Genomic DNA, 19,191 nt, shown 5'->3' with positions numbered 1-19,191 from the left:
CGGCCTGCGCTGGTTAGTCTCGGCCTCAGCTCTGCTTGCTCCATGGGCTTTTTTGATCGCCTCGGCCGGTTGGTTCGTGCCAACGCCAACGCAGCCCTGAGTGCGGCTGAAGATCCCGTCAAGATCCTCGACCAGTCGGTTGCGGACATGCAGGCCGATCTGGTGAAACTGCGCCAGGCCGTCGCCACGGCGATCGCCAGCCAGAAGCGGATTCAGAACCAGGCCGATCAGGCCGATGCCCAGGCCAAAACCTGGTACGAGCGTGCCGAGTTGGCCCTCAAAAAAGGCGAAGAGGACCTGGCCCGTGAGGCCCTGGGGCGCCGTAAGACCTGTCAGGACACCGCCACCGCACTGCAGGGCCAGCTGCAGAGCCAGTGCGGCCAGGTGGATCAGCTGAAGAAGAGCTTGGTGCAGCTCGAAAGCAAGATCGCCGAAGCCAAGACCAAAAAAGACATGCTCAAGGCGCGGGCCCAGGCGGCCAAAGCCCAGGAGCAGCTGCAGAGCGCAGTGGGCAGCCTCGGGACAAATTCCGCCATGGCTGCCTTCGAGAAGATGGAGGAGAAGGTCCAAGCCCTGGAGGCCCGCAGTCAGGCCGCCGCTGAACTGGCCGGCGCAGATCTGGAAAGCCAGTTCGCCGCCCTGGAGGGCGCACCTGAGGTTGATTCCGAGCTGGAGGCCCTGAAGGGCAAGCTCTCGGGTTCTTCCGAGGCCCCGTCCCTGCCCGCCGGTGCTGAGGGGGTGCAGCCGGTCAAGGTGAGCGAGGTTGATACGGAGCTTGAAGAGCTCAGGCGTTCCATCGACAAGCTCTGAGCTCTCCATACAATCGCCAGACCCATGACAGCCGCCGTGTCCGTTCTTCAGCTCACCGATGCCAACTTCCAGGCCGAGGTGCTGGAGTGCTCGACCCCAGTGCTCGTCGACGTTTGGGCCACTTGGTGCGGCCCCTGCCGTCTGATGGCGCCGATGATGGATTGGGCGGCCCAGGAGTACGCCGGTCGTCTGACCGTGGGCAAGTTGGAGGCTGACCCCAACCCAGCGAGCCGCGATTTGATGCAGGTGCAGGGCCTGCCCGCTCTGGTGCTGTTTAAGGACGGCCAAGAGATCGCCCGTCACGAGGGCGCCATGGCGAAGCCCCAGCTCCAGGCTTTCTTGGATGCCCAGCTCTGATCCGTTCTCGATTTCCGAACGGGTTCGTGGGCTAGGTAGCGGCGTTTTTGCCCGCAATGACCAACGCAAGGTGGCCTATCGGGCCCGGTCAGAGGCCGGGCTGGCCCCCCTACTTGACCTGTCCTTGGGGTCAACCGATCTCCAACCACCGCCGGTGGCGATCGAGGCCATCCGCCAACGCCTCGGCCATCCCGATAGCGCTTCCTACTGCCTACACGGCGCGACGGCCCCGCTCCGTGAAGCCGTCGCGGCCTGGGCCGAGCGGCGCTTTGGGGTGGCGGTGGACCCCGCCAGCGAGGTCCTGTTCCTGGTGGGATCCCAGGAAGGCACCGCCCACCTGCCCTTGGCGGTGCTCAATCCCGGCGATTCCGCGCTCCTGCTGGATCCCTTCTATCCCTCCCACCTGGGGGGGCTTCGCTTGGCATCCGCGCAGCCGCGCTTCCTGCGTCTGGAGCGGGAGCGGGGCTTTGCCCCCAACTTTGATCAGCTGAGCGCTGCGGAGTGGGATGCGCTCAAGTTGATGGTCCTGGGCTTTCCCCACAACCCAACGGCCACCACGGGAGAGCAGGGCTGGGTGGATGAAGCGGCCGCGCGGGCCGTTCGCCATGGCCTGGTCTTCGCCCACGACAACCCCTATGTCGATTTGGCCCTCGAGGGGGAGGCTCCGTCTCTGCTGCGCTCCCCCCATTGGCGCGAGTGCGGCATTGAGTTTTTCTCCTTCTCCAAAGGTTGGTGTCTGGGTGGATTCCGGATGGCCTTTGCGATTGGTGCTGCCCCCTTGATCCAGGCCCTGCGCCAGCTCAAGGGGGTGGTGGATTTCAACCAGTCCTTAGCGCTGCAGGCGGGGGGGATTGCGGCCCTCGAGCAGGCGCCCGATTGGCCCGAGCAGCTCAAACCGGTGTACCGGGAGCGTCGCGACCGCATGATCGCGGCGTTGACGGCGGCCGGTTGGCCCGTGCAGCGCCCGTCGATGGCGCTCTACCTCTGGCTCGCTTTGCCTGAGCAGGCCCGCCAGCGCGGTTGGACCTCCGAGCAGTTCTGCGGCCAGTTGCTGGAGGCGACAGGCGTCTGCCTGACCCCCGGGAACGGCTTCGGCGAGGGGGGCGAGGGGTTTGCGCGCTTGGCCTTGGTCCATGACACAGCGGCACTGGAGGCCGGCGCCCAGCGCATGGGGGCATGGCTGAGCAGCCTTTAAGCGCCGCGGCTCTGGCGCGGCAGTTGCGCCAAACCCCAGGGGACTATCCGCTGCCTTGGCGGATTCAGGTGCGGCCGATCTGCGCGAGCACGGAACGGGAGCTGGATCAGTGGCTCCGGCGTGATCCCATGGCTTCAGCCGCCCGCGTGGTGCTAGCTCGTCGCCAGGGATTTGGCCAGGGCCAGCAGGGACGCTCTTGGTCTTCTCCCGCCGGTGGGATCTGGTTGAGTGCCGCCTTGCCCTGGCCTTGCGAGGGGGATCGAGCGGCTTCCCTGGCCCTGGCGGTGGCCGTCGGTTTGGCCCTGCAGTTGGAGGGGCTGGGCTTGGCGCCGGCGATCAAATGGCCGAACGATCTGTTGGTCTCGGGCCGCAAGCTCTGTGGATTTTTGCCGCGCCTGGCCTGGCGTTCCGGCGCCGTTCGCCACGCCCGCATTGGTTTGGGCCTCAATGGCTCCAATGCCGTACCGATGGGGGCGATCAGCCTGGGACAACTGCTGGGCAGGCAGCAGCCGGCTGCCGTGGGGGCGCGTGTACTGCGGGCCTTGGAATGGGCCGTGGCCGCGGCGGACCAGCCGGAGCTGGTGCGGCGGCAGGCCGAGCAACGCCTCTGGGACCCCGGTGGCGTTGAGCATGACGGCCAGCATTGGAGCATCGCCGGCCTCAGCCAGGACGGTGGTCTGCAGCTGCAGAACGAGTCCGGCTCGCTGGTGCTCAGGCGCCGTTTCTAGGGCTTCCTAGGATGCGGATGTGATGCGCCCTCCACGGCTCCGTTGGCTGCTGTTGACGCCGGTGCTTCTGGCTGGACCGGTTGCGTCTGAGCCCAGTGGACCATTGGAGCCGCCGCCCCTGCCGGCGCAGCAGGCGCCCCTGCGGCCCTCCCTGCCACAGCTTCAGGCGCTGCCGCCGCCGAAGCGGTTTGATCAGTCCCTGGATGCGCTGGTGCGCCAGGGCATCGTCACCCCCTCGGAGCGTCGGGCCCTGCGGGGGGGCGGAGGGGAGCTCCGGCCCCTGGATGTGGGGGCCTTTCAACAGGCCTGTCGCAGCGGTGCGCTTTCCGCCCGTGAATGCAGCGGTGGCATTGCCTTGCGCTGGGGTCTGCGGCGTGAGGGTTCGCGGCGTCCTCCCCTGTCGGTTCCGGTGTCGGCCTTGCTGGGCGGCCGCTTTGACCTGGCCAAGGTGTTTCGGGTGACGCCTCGGCCGGCACCAGTGGCGGGTAATGGCAACCGCCGGTTGCTGCTGCCGATCATTGGTTCGGCCTTCAAGTCCAGCGGTTTTGGCTGGCGTTTGCATCCCCTGCTTGGGGGCTGGCGTCTTCATGCCGGAGATGACCTGGCGGCCCCGGAGGGCACCCCGGTGGTGGCGGCGTTGGCCGGTCGGGTGGTGAGCAGTGGCTTGGCCGGTGGCTATGGCCTGGCGGTGGAGGTGGAGCACCAACGGCCGCGCCGCCGCAGCCTTTACGGCCACCTCTCTGAGCTCTATGTCCGCGCCGGTGATCGGGTGCTGCAGGGGGAGGTGCTCGGCCGGGTGGGCAGCACCGGCTTGAGCACAGGGCCCCACCTGCATTTCGAGCTGCGTCAACCGGTTTCCGGTGGCTGGGTGGCCGTTGATCCGGGTGAGTTCGATCCCGGTTCAGCCCTGCGCGGCAGCGATGCGGTGGCCCTGTTGATGGGGCAACTGATCAGCAGCCTGGAGCGACCTGGGGGCTAGGGCTGGGATCCAGCGCCTGCACTCACCAGACGTCCATCGTGGAAGTGCACGACCCGCTGGGCCCGCGCCGCCACCTCGTGTTCGTGGGTCACCAGCAGGATGGTCACCCCCTCCCGCTGGTGCAGTTCATCAAACAGATCCAGGACCTCGGAGGTGGTGCGGGAATCGAGGGCCCCGGTGGGTTCGTCCGCCAGCAGCAGGTTGGGTTGGTTGATGATCGCCCTGGCGAGGGCGACACGCTGCTGTTGTCCGCCGGAGAGCTGGTTGGGTTTGTTGTAGAGGCGCTCTCCAAGGCCGATGCGCTCAAGGGCACGGATTCCCCGCTGCTCACGCTCCTCAGCCGGAACGCCCGCATAGACCATGGGCAACATCACGTTCTCTAGGGCCGTCAGCTCCTGGAGCAGGTGAAATTGCTGGAAGACAAAGCCCAGTTCGCGGTTTCTGAGGTCGGCGAGTTGATCGTCGGAGAGTTGCTCAACGGCGGTGCCGTTGAGGCGATAGCTTCCGCTGGTGGGCCGATCGAGGCAGCCCAGGATGTTCATTGCGGTGCTCTTGCCTGAGCCCGAGGTGCCCATGACGGCGACGTACTCACCGCGTCGCACGCTCATGGTCAGGTCATCGAGGGCAATGACTGTGGTGTCACCGCTGCCGTAGGTCTTGCGAATGTGCTCGAGTTCGGCAACGACGGGCCCGGTGCCGCTTGCCATCAACCCACAGGCAGGCCCGCGGCCGAAGCGAGGGCTTTCTGAAGCATCGGGGTGCCGGAGACCGCACCACTGGCCCAGGTGAACAGCGGGTTGGACAGGATGCCGCCAACGGCCGTGACCACGACACAGGACACCAGGGCGGCCCGAAGGGGCTGCAGTCCAGCAAGGTTCCAGTTGAGGTCTGGGTAGGCCTTGACCACCTCAGAGGCCTCTTGGGGCTCCTTGACCACCATCATCTTGATCACCGAGATGTAGTAGTAAATCGAGACCACGGAGGTCAGTAGGCCGACCACGACCAGCAGGTACTGGTGGTCTGCCCAACCGGCGAAGAAGAGATAGATCTTGCCGAAGAAGCCCAGCATCGGAGGGATGCCACCGAGGGAGAGCAGGCAGAGGCTCAGGCCCAGGGTGATCAGTGGATCCTTCTGGTAGAGACCGGCGTAGTCGCTGATGCGATCACTGCCCGTGCGCAGGGAGAACAGGATGATGCAAGCGAAGGCCCCCAGGTTCATGAACAGGTAGGCGGCCATGTAGAGAACCATTGCCGCGTAACCGTCTTCGGTTCCGCAGACCAGGCCGATCATCACGAAGCCGGCCTGACCAATGGAGCTGTAGGCCAGCATCCGCTTCATCGAGGTCTGGGCCAGGGCGACGACGTTGCCCAGGACCATGCTCAAGATGGCCAAGACGGTGAAGAGAAGCTTCCACTGGGCCTCGAAGGGCTCAAAGCAACCCACCAGGATCCTCAGGGCCAGGGCAAAGCCAGCGGCTTTGGAGCCGACCGAGAGAAAGGCCACCACTGGGGTGGGCGAGCCTTCATAGACGTCAGGGGTCCACTGGTGGAAGGGCACCGCTGCGATCTTGAACGCGACGGTGGCCAGAACGAACACCAAGGCCAGGGCTGCCACCGGCGAAGCGCTGGTTTGCAGTGCAATGCCGACGGCTTCCAGGCTGGTGCTGCCGCCCGTCAAGCCGTAGAGCAGGGAGGCGCCATAGAGAAACACCGCAGCAGCGGCGGACCCCACCAGCAGATATTTCAGTGCGGCTTCGGAGCTGCGGGCATCGCGCTTCATGTAGCCCGACAGCAGATAGCTCGCGACCGAGAGGGTCTCGAGGGACACAAAGATGCTGACCAGGTCTGTGGACCCGCAAAGCAGCATCGCGCCAAGGGTGGCGGCCAAGAGGATCGAGGCGTATTCACCAACGGGGGTGCCGGCCCGCTCGACGTAGCGCCAGCTGATTAAGAGGGAGACCAGGGTCGAGGCGGCGACCACTGCGCGAAAGGCAATGGCGAGGTTGTCGGCCAGGAAAGAGCCGAGGAAGGAGGGTTCAAGCGGTGCTGCGTCCCATTGCAGGGCGAGCAGGACCAGGGCGCTGCCCAGTCCGAGATAGGAAAAGAGGGGGACCCAACGTGCAGCTGCTTTTTCCCCCGCTAGGTCCACCAGCAGGCAGGCCAGCATCGCGAGCAGGACTGCACCCTCCGGTGCAATGGCTCCTGCATTGAGCTGCAGCGATGTGATGCCACTCACCAGGGGAGCAGCCGCAGTGGAAACGGTCTCGGCGGCAGCCAGGAGAGAGAGCACAGCTGTTGGATCACGCCCGATGGGCTGGACTGTAGCCGCGCTGGCGTCGTCCTTCGGACTTTCTCGCCGGGGTTGACCGCCGGTGCGATAAAGAGGGAAGCGGTTCACCGCCTGCCTGTGGCGCACACCCTCGTCATCGTTGAAAGCCCCACCAAGGCCCGCACCATCCGCGGGTTCTTGCCGAAGGACTTCAAGGTTGAGGCCTCGATGGGGCATGTGCGCGACTTGCCCAACAACGCGAGCGAGATCCCCGCTGCCCACAAGGGCGAGAAGTGGGCCAATCTCGGCGTGAACACCACCAACGACTTCGAGCCGCTCTACGTGGTGCCGAAGGACAAAAAGAAGGTGGTCAAGGAACTCAAGGACGCCCTCAAGGGCGCCGATCAACTCCTACTGGCGACCGACGAAGACCGGGAAGGGGAATCGATCAGCTGGCACCTGCTGCAGCTGCTCAACCCGAAGGTGCCGGTGAAGCGGATGGTCTTCCACGAGATCACCAAGGAGGCCATCGGTCGCGCCCTGGAGCAGACCCGAGAGCTCGATATGGAGCTCGTCCATGCCCAGGAAACCCGGCGGATCCTCGATCGCCTGGTGGGTTACACCCTCTCCCCGCTGCTCTGGAAGAAGGTCGCCTGGGGCCTGAGCGCCGGACGGGTCCAGTCCGTGGCCGTGCGGCTGCTGGTCCAACGGGAACGGGCCCGCCGTGCCTTCAAGAGCGGCAGCTATTGGGATCTCAAAGCCCAGCTGGCTCAAGGCAGTTCCCCCTTTGACGCCAAGCTCACCCACCTGAAGGGCGAGCGCATTGCTGGTGGTTCCGATTTCGACGAAAACACCGGTGGACTGAAGGCCGGCAGCAAGGTTCGTTTGCTCAGCGAGGCCGATGCCCGCAGCCTGCGCGAGGCCGTCTTGGCTGCGCCCTGGCGGGTGTCGTCCGTGGAGGAAAAGCCCTCCACCCGCAAGCCGGTTGCCCCCTTCACCACCAGCACCCTGCAGCAGGAAGCGAACCGCAAGCTGCGTCTCTCGGCCCGCGAGACCATGCGCACGGCCCAGGGGCTCTACGAGCGGGGCTTCATCACGTACATGCGCACCGACTCGGTGCATCTCAGTGACCAGGCCATCAATGCGGCCCGCAACTGTGTCGCCGATAAATACGGCAAGGACTACCTCAGCGGCTCACCCCGTCAGTTCTCCACCAAGGCCCGCAACGCCCAGGAGGCCCACGAAGCGATTCGCCCCGCCGGTGAGAGCTTCCGTGATCCCTCCACCACTGGCTTGGACGGCCGGGACCTGGCCCTCTACGAGCTGATCTGGAAGCGCACCGTCGCCTCCCAGATGGCGGAAGCCCGCCTGACCATGCTCAGCGTTGAGTTGGAGGTGGATGGCGGCAGCCTCGGACCCGCCAGCTTCAAGGCCAACGGCAAGCGCATCGATTTCCCCGGTTTCTTCCGCGCCTACGTCGAGGGAAGCGATGACCCCGATGCGGCGCTGGAAGGCCAGGAAGTCCTGCTGCCAAGCCTGAAGAGCGGCGATAGCCCCAGCTGCAAAGGCGTGGAGGCGCTGGGCCACCAAACCCAGCCCCCCGCTCGCTACAGCGAAGCGGCCCTGGTGAAGATGCTCGAGAAGGAGGGCATCGGTCGCCCCTCCACCTACGCCTCGATCATCGGCACGATCGTCGACCGCGGCTACGCGACCCTGCAGAGCAATGCCCTGACCCCGAGCTTCACGGCCTTCGCTGTGACGGCCCTGCTGGAGGAGCATTTCCCCGATTTGGTGGACACCAGCTTCACGGCTCGGATGGAGGGCACCCTCGATGACATCTCCACCGGGAAGGTGCAGTGGCTCCCTTACCTGGAGAGCTTCTACAAGGGTGATCAGGGGCTCGAGACCCAGGTTCAGCAGCGGGAAGGGGATATCGACCCCACCGCCTCCCGCACCATTGCCCTGGAGGGGCTGCCCTGTGTGGTTCGGATTGGTCGCTTTGGGGCCTATCTGGAAACCAAGCGCGTGGCCGACGACGGCAGCGAAGAGCTCCTGAAGGCCACCCTCCCCAACGAGATCACTCCAGCGGATCTCGACGCGGACAAAGCGGAATTGATCCTCAAGCAGAAGGCCGATGGGCCCGAAGCGTTGGGTGAAGATCCCGAGACCGGAGATTTGGTCTATCTGCTGTTTGGCCAGTACGGGCCCTATGTGCAGCGCGGTCAGGTCAGTGACGAGAATCCCAAGCCCAAGCGGGCCTCCCTGCCCAAGGGCACCAAGCCAGAGGACCTGACCCTGGAGGACGCCCTGGGGCTGCTGCGTCTCCCCAGGCACCTGGGCGAACACCCCGATGGCGGCAAGGTCGAGGCCGGTCTGGGTCGGTTTGGCCCCTATGTCGTTCACCACAAGGGCAAGGGCGAGAAGGACTACCGCTCCCTCAAGGCTGAGGACGATGTCCTGATGGTGGGCCTCTCCCGTGCTCTCGAGTTGCTGGCGATGCCCAAGCGGGGTCGCGGCGGCCGCACGGCCCTGAAGGATCTCGGCACCCCTGAGGGCGGCGATGAAGCCATCCAGCTCTTTGATGGTCCCTATGGCCTGTACGTCAAGCAGGGCAAGGTGAACGCCTCGCTGCCGGAAGGAACAACAGCAGACACCATCACCCTTGAGCAGGCGGTGGAGTTGCTGGCCGCGAAGGCGGCCTCGGGCAAAGGCAAGGGCCGTAAGACCGCAGCGAAATCCAGCACCGCCAAGAAACCAGCCGCCAAAAAGCCCGCGGCGAAAAAAGCTCCGGCCACCACCAAAACGGGTCGGCTTCGGGCTAGCGCAGTGAGGATCATCAAGGCGGCCGACAGCTGATGGCGCCACTGCGCTGGGGTTCGCTTGTGTTGCTCGCAGCGGCCTTGGCCGGCTGCCAGGGCACCCCCCTTGGCGACCAGCTGTCGCGGAGTTTTTCCAGTCCGCTCCCCGCCGCAGCGCCGGCGGACAAAACCGCTGCGCCCGCCCCGACTCAGCCCGCCGAGCCCAAGAAGGAGGAGAAGAAACCGGTGGCCCAAAAGCCGGCGCCGAAACCCCCTGAAGCGCCAGCGGCTCCTCGCCCCAGCGCACCACCGGCCCCCTATCGGGTGACGATCAAGTTGCCCGCCGCTGACCCTTCCGCCCCTGCGGAGGTGCTGACCCAGGCCTTGCGCGCCGCTGGCTTGGCCTTTGAAGTGGAGACCATTGAGCGCGTCCCCAACGGGACGACGCCCACACGCACCGCTGCGCCTGAACCGCGCTAGGCCGGCCCGATCCCATGTCCTTGAGTCGCCGTCAGGCCCGACAGCTCACCGATACGGCCTATCTGGCGGCGGCCACAGCCTTGCTCTGGGTGGGCCTCTACTACCTCCCGGTGGGTGGTGCCCTGTTTCGCCTGGCGCTGCCCTTGCCCCTGGCGTTGCTGCAGCTTCGCCACAACGGCCGTTGCGCCGTGGAGGGTGTGGCCGTGGCGGCCCTGCTCTTGGTGGCCTTGATGGGGCCGATTCGCGGTCCGTTGGTGCTCTTCCCCTATGGCTTCCTGGCCCTTTGGCTGGGCTGGTGCTGGCGGCGGGGTCTGAGTTGGTACCTGAGCTGGGGCGTGGGTGTGTTGATTGGCGCCGGTGGCTTCCTGGTGCGGGTGGCGGTGCTCTCGATCCTCCTCGGCGAAAACCTTTGGGTCCTGATCACCTCCGCCGCCTCCCAGGTGCTGGAGCGGCTTCTTGGCTTGGTCCAGATCGGCGGTGGACCGGATCTGTTTCAGGTGCAGCTGATGGCCCTCGCCCTGGTGCTGGTGCAAAACCTGATCTATGTGCTGGCCCTGCATGCGGTGGCCCTCTGGATCTTTCCCCGCCTGAAGAGTCCGATCAGCGAGCCTCCGGCTTTGTTGCGCCCCCTATTGGCCCTGGATCCGCTTTGACACTGGAGCGAATTAGCGGCGAGGCGGCCTGGGCGGAGCAGTGGTGCCAGCGCCTCAGGGCCGCTGCCAGCGAGACCCGAGTGTTGTTGCTGCTGGCTGGCACGGATACGGCGGCGGTGCCGGGGATCTCGGCCGCCGGGGCCACCCCTGAATCCCGCCGCTTCACGGCCGCCGCCGATGCCGAGTTGCTCTGGCAGGGCCCGACCGCTCGGCGACCCCATGCTTTGCCGCCCCTGCCGGCGGGGGTCTCTCCCGCCTTGATTGCCTGGGCGGTTCTGGAGGGCTTGGCCCTGGAGCCCTTGGTGCTGAATCTGGGGGCGCCCGTCGCACCGGTCATCCCCCATCTCCAGCTCAACCCGTCGCCCGCGCGCTGCCTCAGCGGCGGACGGGCGATGGATCCCGAGCGGGTGCAAGCCCTCTGGGGCTGGGGGGAGCGCTGGGGCCGCGGCTTGGCCCGCTCCGGTCAACCGGTGTTGCTCAGCGAGTGTGTGCCTGGGGGAACGACCACCGCCCTGGCGGTCCTGGAGGCCCTGGGGATTCCCTCCATGGGCTTAGTCAGTGGCAGCGTTCGCCAGCCAGATCACCAGCTCAAGGCGCGCTTGGTTCAACGGGGATTGGCGGCTGCTCAATTGGCTGCCGATGCCAGCCCCCAGGCTGTGTTGGCTGCGGTGGGTGACCCGATGCAGGTGGTTGCGGCGGCCCTGCTGAAGCAGGCGGCCTTGGCGGGAACGCCGTTGCTCTTGGCGGGCGGCAGTCAGATGGCGGCTGTTCTGGCCCTGGCCTTGGCGGCGTGTACACCGCCTGAGCGCCAGCAGCTCTGCCAGCAGGCGGCGGTGGTGACCACCGCCTGGGTGGCCCATGAGGTGGCCAGCGATTTCCCAGGGCTGATGCTGCAACTGGCCCAGCGCTTTGCGGTGCAGCCGCTGGCCTTTGCCACGGGCCTGCGCTTCACGGAGAGCCGCCGCCCGGAGTTGCTCGATTACGAGCGCGGCTACGTCAAAGAGGGAGTGGGCGCTGGGGGCTTGGCCGCCCTCTGGCAGCTCAGTGGGCGTTCGCTGCAGGCGCTGCAGGACGCCTGTGAGCAGGCCTGTGACCAGCTGCAGCACCCGGCCTAGCCTGCGCTTGTGACTTCCCGCCGCCACGCTCTGCAACTGATGGCTTCAGTGGCGGCCCTGGGCGCGGCTGCCGGCTGTGCACCGGCGCGCTCTGGCCAGCCGCAGCTGTTGAGCGTGAAAGGGGACTTGCCCAAGGCCTGGCTGCAGGAGCTGCCATCGCCCTGGCAGCCCCGCGCCCTGGAGAGCCCGGAGCAGCTCCTGAGCCTGGTGGATCGCTCCGCCTTGCAGGAGCAGCCCCTGGCGGGGGCTGCCCTGTTGGCCCTTGGAGACGGCTGGGCCCAGCAGCTCGATCGTGCCCGGCTCCAGCCCCTCGAGGCTCCGGCCCTGCTGGAGCAGCTGGCGCCCATGGCCCAGGCCCCCAGTCGGTTGTTTGCGGCTGAGGGCGCTGTTCCCCTGGCTTTCCCGTGGGCCTTTGGCACCTGGTTGTTGGTGCTCCGCAGTCGCCCGGACCTCTGGCGGCAGCGCGAGTTGGGTTGGTCGTTGCTGCTCGATCCCAGCCTTCGCGGCAAGGTCGTGCTGCCCTCCAGTCCGCGGGTGGTGATCGAGCTGGCCCTGCGTCAGTTGGGTCTCTCCAGCGGAGATCCCAAGGCCCTGAGCAACCCAGCGCTGCCGCAGCAGCTGTCCCAGTTGGTGGGGCAGGCGTTGGCGCTGGATGAGCGCGATGGCCTGAATCTGCTGTTGGCCGGTGAGGCGGATGCGGCGGTGGTTCCCAGCCATCGGGCGATTCCCCTGCTGAAGAAAGATCCGCGGCTTTTGGCCTTCCTACCGGAGTCAGGCTCTCCGCTCTGGTGGCAGCTGCTGCTCCGTCTTCCCCCCCAGGACACTGCGGGGGTGGATCCGCCACTTCCCCTGGAGTGGGTGCGCGATGGCCTCAGCCTGCCCCTGGTGGATCGCCTGTTGGCGGCGGGTTGGGTGCCCCCTCTTCCGCGTCAGCGCTTGGAGCCTGTTCTGCAGCGCTGGCCTGAGCGACTGCGGCCTTTGTTGCTCCCCAGTGAGGCGGTGCTGCAACGCTGCAACAACTTGCCGGTGTTCACGCCCGCGGAGCGCAGCCGCTGGCAGACCCTGTGGGATCAGGCCCTCAGCCGCTAACCCCAAAGCCTGCGCCGGGGTGCGGCCGCCAGGCGTTGATGGGTTTCGGCCAAGAGTTCAGGAATGGGGAGCTGATGGGGACAGCGCGGTAGGCAATCGCCACAGCCTTCGCAGGCGGAGGCATTCACGCTCTCCCACCAGTGCCCTGCTCTCCCGATCAGGTTGTAGCGCTCCTGGGCGAAGGCGCTGAGGCCATGGCCGAGGTCCAGGTTGCGCAGGCGCAGCAGCTCCGGGATCGGTACCTCGTTGGGGCAGGGCAGGCAGGCCCGGCACTGCTGGCAGGCGGTCTCAGCCAGTCGACCCTGGCCGGCCTGCCAGGCGCGCTCCAGGGCTTGGCGATGGCTCGGTTCCAGACCAATCTCCCTGTCGACCATGAGGCGTTGGGCCAGGTCCAGGTCGCTGGCTTGGGCGGCCCCCAGGGTCAAGCAGGAGATGCCCGCATCGAGCAGGAAGCGATAGGCCAACTCCAAGGGCTCAAAGGGATCGCAGTCGGCGCGCAGTTGCTCAGGTGGGGCGTAGAGCCGGCCCCCCTTATCGGCTGGCGAGATGGCCAGGACCCCGATTCCCTCCCGCAGGGCCGCCTGGGCCATGGGCAGTCGGGTTTGATCGAACCAATGGAGGTGCAGGCTGCAAAAGCTGAAGCGGGCAGAGGCGAGGGCGGCCTCAATCAGCGAGAGCTCGCCATGGCTCGAGAACCCCACCTGGGTGACCAGTCCCTCCCCCAGGGCCCACTGCAGCAGATCCGCTCCGGCCCCCTCGAGGGCCCAATCCAGGTGCGCCCTGCGGTTGAGGCCATGGACCGCAAGGTTGTCCAGCTGTTGCACTCCTAGGCGTTGCAGGATCCCGCGGAGCTGCGTCTGTCCCTCCTCCAGGCTGATCCCCGGCAGCAGCTTGCTGGTGAGCACCAGCTCCCCAGGGGGGCGTGAACGCAGGGCCTGGCCCAGGAAGGCTTCTGCGGGGCCGTAGGCCGGGGCGGTCTCAATGTGATTGATGCCTGCGGCCAGGGCGGCATCGAGCACCTCCGCCATCTGCTGCGGGCTGCTGGTGGCCCGCATCGTGCCCAGGCAGAACGGGGAGACCCGTGGTCCTTGGCCAAAGGGGCGGCGTTCAGCCAGGGTCTTCCTCCGCCTCCGTCTGGGCTTGGTTGATGTGCCTCACGAGCTCGGCGGGACTGATGCCATCGATGAAGCGGCGGAAATCGGCGGCATCTTCCGCATCGGCCTCAGCATCCACGGGGATGGAGGCATCAGCGACGACCTCCTCCAGCATCCAGATCCCACTGCCGGTGCGGACGGCCAGGGCAATGGCGTCGCTGGGTCTGGCGTCGAGCTCCAGCTCCTCGTCGCCCTCGGTGCGCAGTTTCAGCACGGCACGAAAGGTGCTGTCTTCGATGGCGTGGACGATCACCTTGCTCAGCTCCAGCCCCCCGGCCTGCAGCAGTTCCACCATCAGGTCATGGCTCAGGGGCCTGGGCGGGGTCTGGTCGCTGAGCCCGGCCATGATGTTTTGGGCTTGGGCCTGGTCGATCCAGATGGGCACCTGACGCCGCCCGGATGGATCGCGGAGCAGCACGATCGGACTTCGACTGGCGGCGTCGAGGGCAATGCCGGCCACTCGCATTTCGACCATGGCTTGCCCGCTTTCCCTTCTGCCCGATTATGGCCAGTGTTGATCAGGCCACCGCATGTTCACTGGGCTGGTTCAGGCCACCGGAGAGCTGCAGCGCAGCAGCGGCGGTTTGCGGCTGCGCATCCCCCGGGGCTCTGAGCTCGATCCGGCCCAGCTGGCCCTCGGGGACAGCGTGGCGGTTGATGGGGTCTGCCTGACGGTGACCGAGCGCTCCGCCAGTGGGTTCTCGGCCGATGTCAGTGAGGAGACCCTCAGCCGCACCACCCTTTCGACCAAGGCCGACCGTGGGGGCTGGGTCAACCTGGAGCCGGCCCTACGTCTTCAGGATCGACTGGGCGGCCATTTGGTCAGCGGCCACGTCGACGGCTTGGGCGAGGTGGTGGGGGTGGAGCAGCAAAGCGCCTCTTGGAAGCTCACGCTGCGTTGGCAGGATCCCTCCTTTGGTCGCTACATCTGCGAGAAGGCCAGCGTTGCTGTCGATGGCATCAGCCTGACGGTGGCTGGCTGCAGTCAGGACGGGGCTGAGTTTTGGATCGCCGTGATCCCCCACACCTGGGGCACGACGACCCTGCAGCATCTGCAGCGCGGCACGGCGGTGAATCTGGAGGCGGACCTGCTGGCGAAGTACACCGAACGCTTGTTGCAGCACGGGACGGCGTCGACGGCCCCGATCAGTGACGCCTGGTTGAAGGAACACGGCTGGAGCTGACAACACCAGATGCCATGCCTACGTTCCGGGGGTTCGTGTTCCCGCTGAACACTTCATGGCTTCTGACGACAATTCCGGTCTGATGGTGGGCGCCCTGCGCAGCTTCACCGTGGCCGAGGGCATCCTCCTGCTGGTGCTGGGTGTCCTTGCCCTGATCTTCCCGATGATTGCCTCCGCCTGGGTGACGGTGGTGGTAGCCCTGGCTTTTTTGGTCGGCGGCATCATCGGCTGGGTGAACAGCCTCAACCGCTCGAGGCAACTGAGCCAATGGCACTGCTTCTGGCGCCTCGTGGTCTCGACCCTGTTTGTGGTCACCGGGGCTTGGATCATCCAGCAGTTCAGTGCTGGGGTTGAACCGGCTGCCGCTCAAGTGGCGGCGTTGGCCTTCGCCATCGGCATCGTCTTTTTGGTGGAGGGTGCGGTGGCCAGCATCGTTTCCCTGTCCCATCGGGAGATGGCCGGCTGGGGCTGGGGTTTGGCCAATGGCATCGTCACCTTGATCCTTGGCCTGATCATCGTTTCGATGAAGGGCCTGGGTCTGCTGAGCGTGATCGGCATCCTGGTGGGGATCAGCTTCCTCTTCAGCGGCATTGACCTTCTGGTCTTCAGTGCCGCGTTCCACGGTCCAGACGAGCGCTGAATCGCGCAGGGGATCTCCCTTAGAGGGCTTCGTTTGCGCTGCCGTCCTGTTCCACGGGCAGCAGCCAAATGGAGCCCGTTTCTTTGTGGACTTCGATCTTGAACTCCTGGCCGGGTTCTAGCCCCATGCGCCTGGTGTAGGCGTTGCCGATCAGGAGGTTGCCGTTGCCATGGACCTTGGTGCGGAATTCCGCTTGCCGCCCCTTGGTGCCGCTGCCACCGCCGCTTTGGCTGGGGAGCTTGTAGCCCTTGGCTTCCACCAGGGCGCGATAGAAGCTTTTTTTGAGAAGACGGCCACTGGGACCGACATAGCCACAGGCCCGAGCGATCTGATCTTCAGGCCGATTGCTGAGCGACCGGGCTTTGTCCAGTAGCGCCTTGCCTTCCAGCATCTGGGTCGGCTTGGTTGTCTTCTCTTCGACGAACACCGCTGCAGTGGGTCGCTGGCGGCCCGATTGTGCCGATCACTTGCAATGCTTCGCAAGGGCAACTTGCAAGAACTGTGATCAAACAGCTGCCCTACAGCAGATAAAGGATTCCGTAGAGCACCACCCAGATCCCATCGACGAAGTGCCAATAAAGCTCGGCGGCCTCCAGGGGAAAGAGGTTGTCAGAGCTGACGCGGCCCCCTTCACGGCACTGCCACCAGACGATCAGGATCATCAAGCCGCCCAAGGTGACGTGCAGGCCGTGGAAGCCCGTGATGGCGTAGAAGGTGCTGGCAAAGAGGTTGTCGGTCAGGCCAAAGGGCAGCTCGAAGTACTCCTTCATCTGACCGGCCAGAAAGGCAAAACCCAGGGCGGCACTGATCAAAAGCCAGCGTTGGCAGAGGGCTTTTTGGTTGCGCTTCAGCGCTGCGCCAGCCCGGTGGAAGGTGAAGCTGCTGATCAGCAGCAACAGGGTGTTGATGGTGGGTAGCACCATCTCCAATTCGTAGGTCGCCCCGGATGGCAGGGGGTTAACGGCTCGGAAGGTCAGATAGGCGGCAAAGAAACCGGCGAAGGTCATGCCATCGGCCACCAGGAAGGTGGCGAGGCCGAACATCCGGAAGTCGCCGTGGTGCTCCTGGTGCTCGGTGCCCTGTTCTTGATTCAGGGATTCGCTTGTGCTCAGGCTTGTCATGGCATTCAGGAGCGCTGGTCAGAGTTGCCGAGCTTCCACAGCTCAGAGCCCGAGGTGGCGGCCAACGGCAGTTCGCCGGCGGGGGTGCCATAGCCGTAGGGCTCTTTCACCAAGGGGGCCTCTCCCTTCCAGTTCTCCACCGGTGGAGGGGAGCTGGTGAGCCATTCGGGGGTCAGGGCATTCCAGGGGTTGTCTCCGGCTGGTGCGCCGTTGAAGGCACTCATGACGACGTTCAGCAGGAAGGGCAGGGTGCTGATGGCCATCAGCAGCGCCCCAACACTGCTGAGCTGGTTGATCAACTCAAATTGCGGGTCGTATTCGGCAACGCGGCGCGGCATGCCATTGAGGCCAAGCCAGTGTTGCGGAGCGAAGCAGAGGTTGAAGCCGACAAAGGTCAAGAGAAAGTGCAGCCGTCCCAGGTCCTCGTTGAGCAATCGGCCGGTCACCTTGGGATACCAGTGGTAGATCGAGGCAAAGATCACAAACACCGTGCCGCCGTAGACGATGTAGTGGAAGTGGGCGACGACGAAGTAGGTGTCGTGCACGTGAATGTCAAAGGGGACCTGAGCGAGGGCGACGCCCGTGATTCCCCCGAAGACAAAGTTGATGATGAAGCCGCAGGAGAAGAGCATCGCGCTGTTGAGGGCAATGCGGCCTCCCCACATGGTGGCGAGCCAGTTGAAGAACTTGATCCCTGTCGGGACGGCGATAAAGGAGGTGGCGATGGTGAAGAACAGCCGCATCCAGGGAGGCGTGCCGCTGGTGAACATGTGGTGGGCCCAGACGATCAGGCCCAAGACGACGATGCCCATGATCGAATACACCATCGTTGTGTATCCGAAGAGCGGCTTGCGGCAGTGGATCGGCAGGATTTCGCTCACCAGGCCAAAGGCCGGCAGCACCATGATGTAAACCGCGGGGTGGGAATAGAACCAAAACAGGTGCTGATAAACCACCGCATTGCCGCCCAGGCTTGGGTTGAAAAAGCCGGTGTGGGCAATGATGTCGAAGCTCAGTAGCACCAGAGTGCCGGCCAGGACTGGGGTGGAGAGCACCACCAAGATGCTGGTGCCGAGCATCGCCCAGCAGTACATCGGGAGCTGCATCAGCTTGAGCCCCGGTCGCCGCAGTTTGAGGATGGTGGCGATGAAGTTGATCCCGCCAAAGATGGAGCTGCCGCCCAGAAGCAGCACGCTCAAGATCCAGATGATCTGACCGGTGGCCGGGGTCGTGATGCTCAGGGGTGGATAGGCGGTCCAGCCCGACTGGGCAGCGCTGGCGATGAAGTAACTGCTGATCAGGAGCAACCCGGCTGGAGGGATCAGCCAAAACGCCACCGCGTTCAGTCTTGGGAACGCCATGTCGCGCGCTCCCACATAGAAGGGAATCAGGTAATTGCCGAAGGCCCCATTCACCACCGGGACGATCCAGAGAAAGATCATCACCGTCCCGTGCAGGGTCAGGACTTCGTTGTAGGTCTCCCTTGGAAGGAAGTCAGAAATCGGGGTCAGCAGCTCGGTTCGAATCGCTCCAGCGAGGGCGCCACCGATCAGATAAAAAATGAAGCCACAAACCAGATACTGCAGCCCGATCACCTTGTGGTCGGTGCTGAAACTTAGGTAGCGCAGCCAGCCTTGGGGTTGCAGCGGCGTGCGGTGCTCAGGGGTCAGGCTGATGGTCATGACTGCACCGGGGTTTGTGGGGCTGCGCTGGCAATCGGACTGTTCTGGTTGACCCAGGCCTCGAAGGTCTCGGGTTCATCGACGATCACGGTCGAGCGCATTCCGCCGTGGTACGGGCCGCAGAGCTCTGCGCAGACGATCGGATAACGGCCAGTTCTCGTGGCGGTGAAACTTAAGAGTGTGGGCTGACCGGGGATGACGTCTTGCTTCAGGCGGAATTCCGGGACCCAGAAGGCATGGATGACGTCATTGGCCTTCATGCGCAATGCCACCGGCTGCCCCATGGGCACATGCAGCTCGCCGCTCGTGATCTCAGCCCCCGGGTAGTGAAAGATGAACGCGAACTGCATGGCCGTCACATCGATCGGCAGTGGGGCTAGGGCGTCGTCGCTCTCCAGGCTCACGGGGCTGATGCCGCCCCAGGTGCGGGACTCCTCCATCTCCCCGCCCATGGCATGCATGCTGTGGTCATTGAGCGGAGCCATGCCGCCCATCCGGTCATAGATGTCGTAGCTATAGATCCCGACAAACAAGACCACCACGGCGGGAATGGCGGTCCACAGGATCTCGAGCGGGAGGTTCCCCTCGACGGCTTCGCCATCACCGCTCTCGCCTGGCTTGCGCCGGAACTTCACCAGGCTGTAGAGGATCAGCCCGACAATCCCGACGAACAGGATGGTGCCGATGCTGAAGAGCACCTTGAAGAGCTCGTCATAAACAGGCGCGTTGGCGCTGGCGTCAACCGGCAGGAGGTTGACGTTCTGCCCGATCCAGAGGCCCATCAACACCAGGGCCATTCCGGTGATCAGGGTGAGGATTGCGGCTGGTATCCGCATCGTCCTGAAATCAATCGAGGTCAGCTTATGGAGGCTTGATCGTCGACGTGTTGTTCGTGGTTGTTTGCAGCAATCCGCCGCTTCTTGGTGAGGGAACGCTC

General features: G+C 65.2%; 20 protein-coding genes. 12 read left to right on the top strand and 8 right to left on the bottom strand.

Annotated elements, in window-relative coordinates; translation table 11 throughout:
• The first annotated feature begins 42 nt into the window (after positions 1-42).
• Genes LY254_RS04825 through LY254_RS04805 form a run of 5 tightly spaced genes read left to right on the top strand, consistent with a single transcriptional unit; the run spans position 43 to position 4,069 of the window.
• The gene (locus tag LY254_RS04825) at positions 43-810 is read left to right on the top strand and encodes a PspA/IM30 family protein (RefSeq protein ID WP_247479288.1); all 768 of its coding nucleotides are present in this window, start codon (positions 43-45) and stop codon (positions 808-810) included.
• 24 nt (positions 811-834) lie between these two features.
• Positions 835-1,167, top strand: a complete 333-nt coding sequence (locus tag LY254_RS04820) for a co-chaperone YbbN (RefSeq protein WP_010318066.1) — start codon at positions 835-837, stop codon at positions 1,165-1,167.
• Positions 1,154-2,362: an aminotransferase class I/II-fold pyridoxal phosphate-dependent enzyme gene (locus LY254_RS04815; RefSeq protein ID WP_247479287.1), complete on the top strand. Its 1,209-nt coding sequence runs from the start codon at positions 1,154-1,156 to the stop codon at positions 2,360-2,362. The genes LY254_RS04820 and LY254_RS04815 overlap by 14 nt, the downstream gene beginning before the upstream one ends.
• On the top strand, positions 2,344-3,090 hold the full coding sequence (locus LY254_RS04810) for a biotin--[acetyl-CoA-carboxylase] ligase (RefSeq protein ID WP_247479285.1): 747 nt from the start codon (positions 2,344-2,346) through the stop codon (positions 3,088-3,090). Before LY254_RS04815 ends, LY254_RS04810 begins: the two co-directional genes overlap by 19 nt.
• A 22-nt stretch (positions 3,091-3,112) precedes the next feature.
• On the top strand, positions 3,113-4,069 hold the full coding sequence (locus LY254_RS04805) for a M23 family metallopeptidase (protein ID WP_371820515.1): 957 nt from the start codon (positions 3,113-3,115) through the stop codon (positions 4,067-4,069).
• On the opposite strand, the gene LY254_RS04800 is transcribed toward LY254_RS04805, so the two are convergent.
• Both LY254_RS04800 and LY254_RS04795 read right to left on the bottom strand, forming a co-directional pair.
• On the bottom strand, positions 4,066-4,776 hold the full coding sequence (locus LY254_RS04800) for an ABC transporter ATP-binding protein (RefSeq protein ID WP_247479280.1): 711 nt from the start codon (positions 4,774-4,776) through the stop codon (positions 4,066-4,068). The two genes, LY254_RS04805 and LY254_RS04800, sit on opposite strands and share 4 nt — an antisense overlap.
• The gene (locus LY254_RS04795) at positions 4,776-6,347 is read right to left on the bottom strand and encodes an NAD(P)H-quinone oxidoreductase subunit N (RefSeq protein WP_232197342.1); all 1,572 of its coding nucleotides are present in this window, start codon (positions 6,345-6,347) and stop codon (positions 4,776-4,778) included. The genes LY254_RS04800 and LY254_RS04795 overlap by 1 nt, the downstream gene beginning before the upstream one ends.
• Before the next feature lie 129 nt (positions 6,348-6,476).
• Here LY254_RS04795 and topA point away from each other — a divergent pair, with 129 nt between their 5' ends.
• Genes topA through LY254_RS04770 form a run of 5 tightly spaced genes read left to right on the top strand, consistent with a single transcriptional unit; the run spans position 6,477 to position 12,473 of the window.
• On the top strand, positions 6,477-9,194 hold the full coding sequence (gene topA, locus LY254_RS04790) for a type I DNA topoisomerase (RefSeq protein WP_247479278.1): 2,718 nt from the start codon (positions 6,477-6,479) through the stop codon (positions 9,192-9,194).
• On the top strand, positions 9,194-9,616 hold the full coding sequence (locus LY254_RS04785) for a hypothetical protein (RefSeq protein ID WP_247479275.1): 423 nt from the start codon (positions 9,194-9,196) through the stop codon (positions 9,614-9,616). Before topA ends, LY254_RS04785 begins: the two co-directional genes overlap by 1 nt.
• Positions 9,617-9,630: 14 nt before the next feature.
• The gene (locus tag LY254_RS04780) at positions 9,631-10,269 is read left to right on the top strand and encodes a DUF2232 domain-containing protein (RefSeq protein WP_247479273.1); all 639 of its coding nucleotides are present in this window, start codon (positions 9,631-9,633) and stop codon (positions 10,267-10,269) included.
• Positions 10,266-11,384, top strand: coding sequence for a nicotinate mononucleotide-dependent phosphoribosyltransferase CobT (gene cobT, locus LY254_RS04775; RefSeq protein WP_247479270.1), 1,119 nt, complete (start codon positions 10,266-10,268; stop codon positions 11,382-11,384). The genes LY254_RS04780 and cobT overlap by 4 nt, the downstream gene beginning before the upstream one ends.
• 39 nt (positions 11,385-11,423) lie before the next feature.
• Entirely contained in the window at positions 11,424-12,473 is a 1,050-nt protein-coding gene (locus tag LY254_RS04770; RefSeq protein ID WP_247479268.1) for a hypothetical protein, read from the top strand.
• On the opposite strand, the gene LY254_RS04765 is transcribed toward LY254_RS04770, so the two are convergent.
• Together LY254_RS04765 and LY254_RS04760 are read right to left on the bottom strand one after the other, a co-directional pair.
• Positions 12,470-13,528 (bottom strand): aldo/keto reductase, encoded by a 1,059-nt coding sequence (locus LY254_RS04765; RefSeq protein ID WP_247479267.1) that lies wholly within the window; start codon positions 13,526-13,528, stop codon positions 12,470-12,472. The genes LY254_RS04770 and LY254_RS04765 overlap by 4 nt on opposite strands.
• 52 nt (positions 13,529-13,580) lie before the next feature.
• On the bottom strand, positions 13,581-14,102 hold the full coding sequence (locus LY254_RS04760) for a bifunctional nuclease family protein (RefSeq protein ID WP_247479266.1): 522 nt from the start codon (positions 14,100-14,102) through the stop codon (positions 13,581-13,583).
• Positions 14,103-14,157: 55 nt separating this feature from the next.
• Between LY254_RS04760 and LY254_RS04755 the strand changes: the two genes are divergently transcribed.
• Both LY254_RS04755 and LY254_RS04750 read left to right on the top strand, forming a co-directional pair.
• A complete protein-coding gene (locus LY254_RS04755; RefSeq protein ID WP_247479264.1) occupies positions 14,158-14,811 on the top strand; it encodes a riboflavin synthase in 654 nt (217 codons plus the stop codon).
• 55 nt (positions 14,812-14,866) lie between these two features.
• Positions 14,867-15,451 carry a DUF308 domain-containing protein gene (locus tag LY254_RS04750; RefSeq protein ID WP_010318034.1) on the top strand — a complete coding sequence of 195 codons (585 nt, stop codon included), beginning with the start codon at positions 14,867-14,869 and terminating at the stop codon, positions 15,449-15,451.
• A 19-nt stretch (positions 15,452-15,470) separates the two neighbouring features.
• Here LY254_RS04750 and LY254_RS04745 read toward each other — a convergent pair whose 3' ends face one another.
• The 4 genes from LY254_RS04745 to LY254_RS04730 all read right to left on the bottom strand — a co-directional run bounded on the left by LY254_RS04745 (position 15,471) and on the right by LY254_RS04730 (position 19,090).
• Positions 15,471-15,842: an AbrB family transcriptional regulator gene (locus tag LY254_RS04745; protein WP_247479751.1), complete on the bottom strand. Its 372-nt coding sequence runs from the start codon at positions 15,840-15,842 to the stop codon at positions 15,471-15,473.
• A gap of 127 nt (positions 15,843-15,969) precedes the next feature.
• Positions 15,970-16,572 carry a cytochrome c oxidase subunit 3 gene (locus LY254_RS04740; RefSeq protein ID WP_010318030.1) on the bottom strand — a complete coding sequence of 201 codons (603 nt, stop codon included), beginning with the start codon at positions 16,570-16,572 and terminating at the stop codon, positions 15,970-15,972.
• 5 nt (positions 16,573-16,577) lie between these two features.
• The gene (ctaD, locus tag LY254_RS04735; RefSeq protein ID WP_010318028.1) at positions 16,578-18,254 is read right to left on the bottom strand and encodes a cytochrome c oxidase subunit I; all 1,677 of its coding nucleotides are present in this window, start codon (positions 18,252-18,254) and stop codon (positions 16,578-16,580) included.
• Entirely contained in the window at positions 18,251-19,090 is an 840-nt protein-coding gene (locus tag LY254_RS04730; protein WP_247479262.1) for a cytochrome c oxidase subunit II, read from the bottom strand. The genes ctaD and LY254_RS04730 overlap by 4 nt, the downstream gene beginning before the upstream one ends.
• Positions 19,091-19,191 lie beyond the last annotated feature (101 nt).

Source organism: Synechococcus sp. NB0720_010 (genome assembly GCF_023078835.1).
Taxonomy (GTDB): Bacteria; Cyanobacteriota; Cyanobacteriia; order PCC-6307; family Cyanobiaceae; genus Vulcanococcus.
Note: the sequence above shows the minus strand (reverse complement) of the source record. Positions and strands in the feature narration are given on the sequence as shown.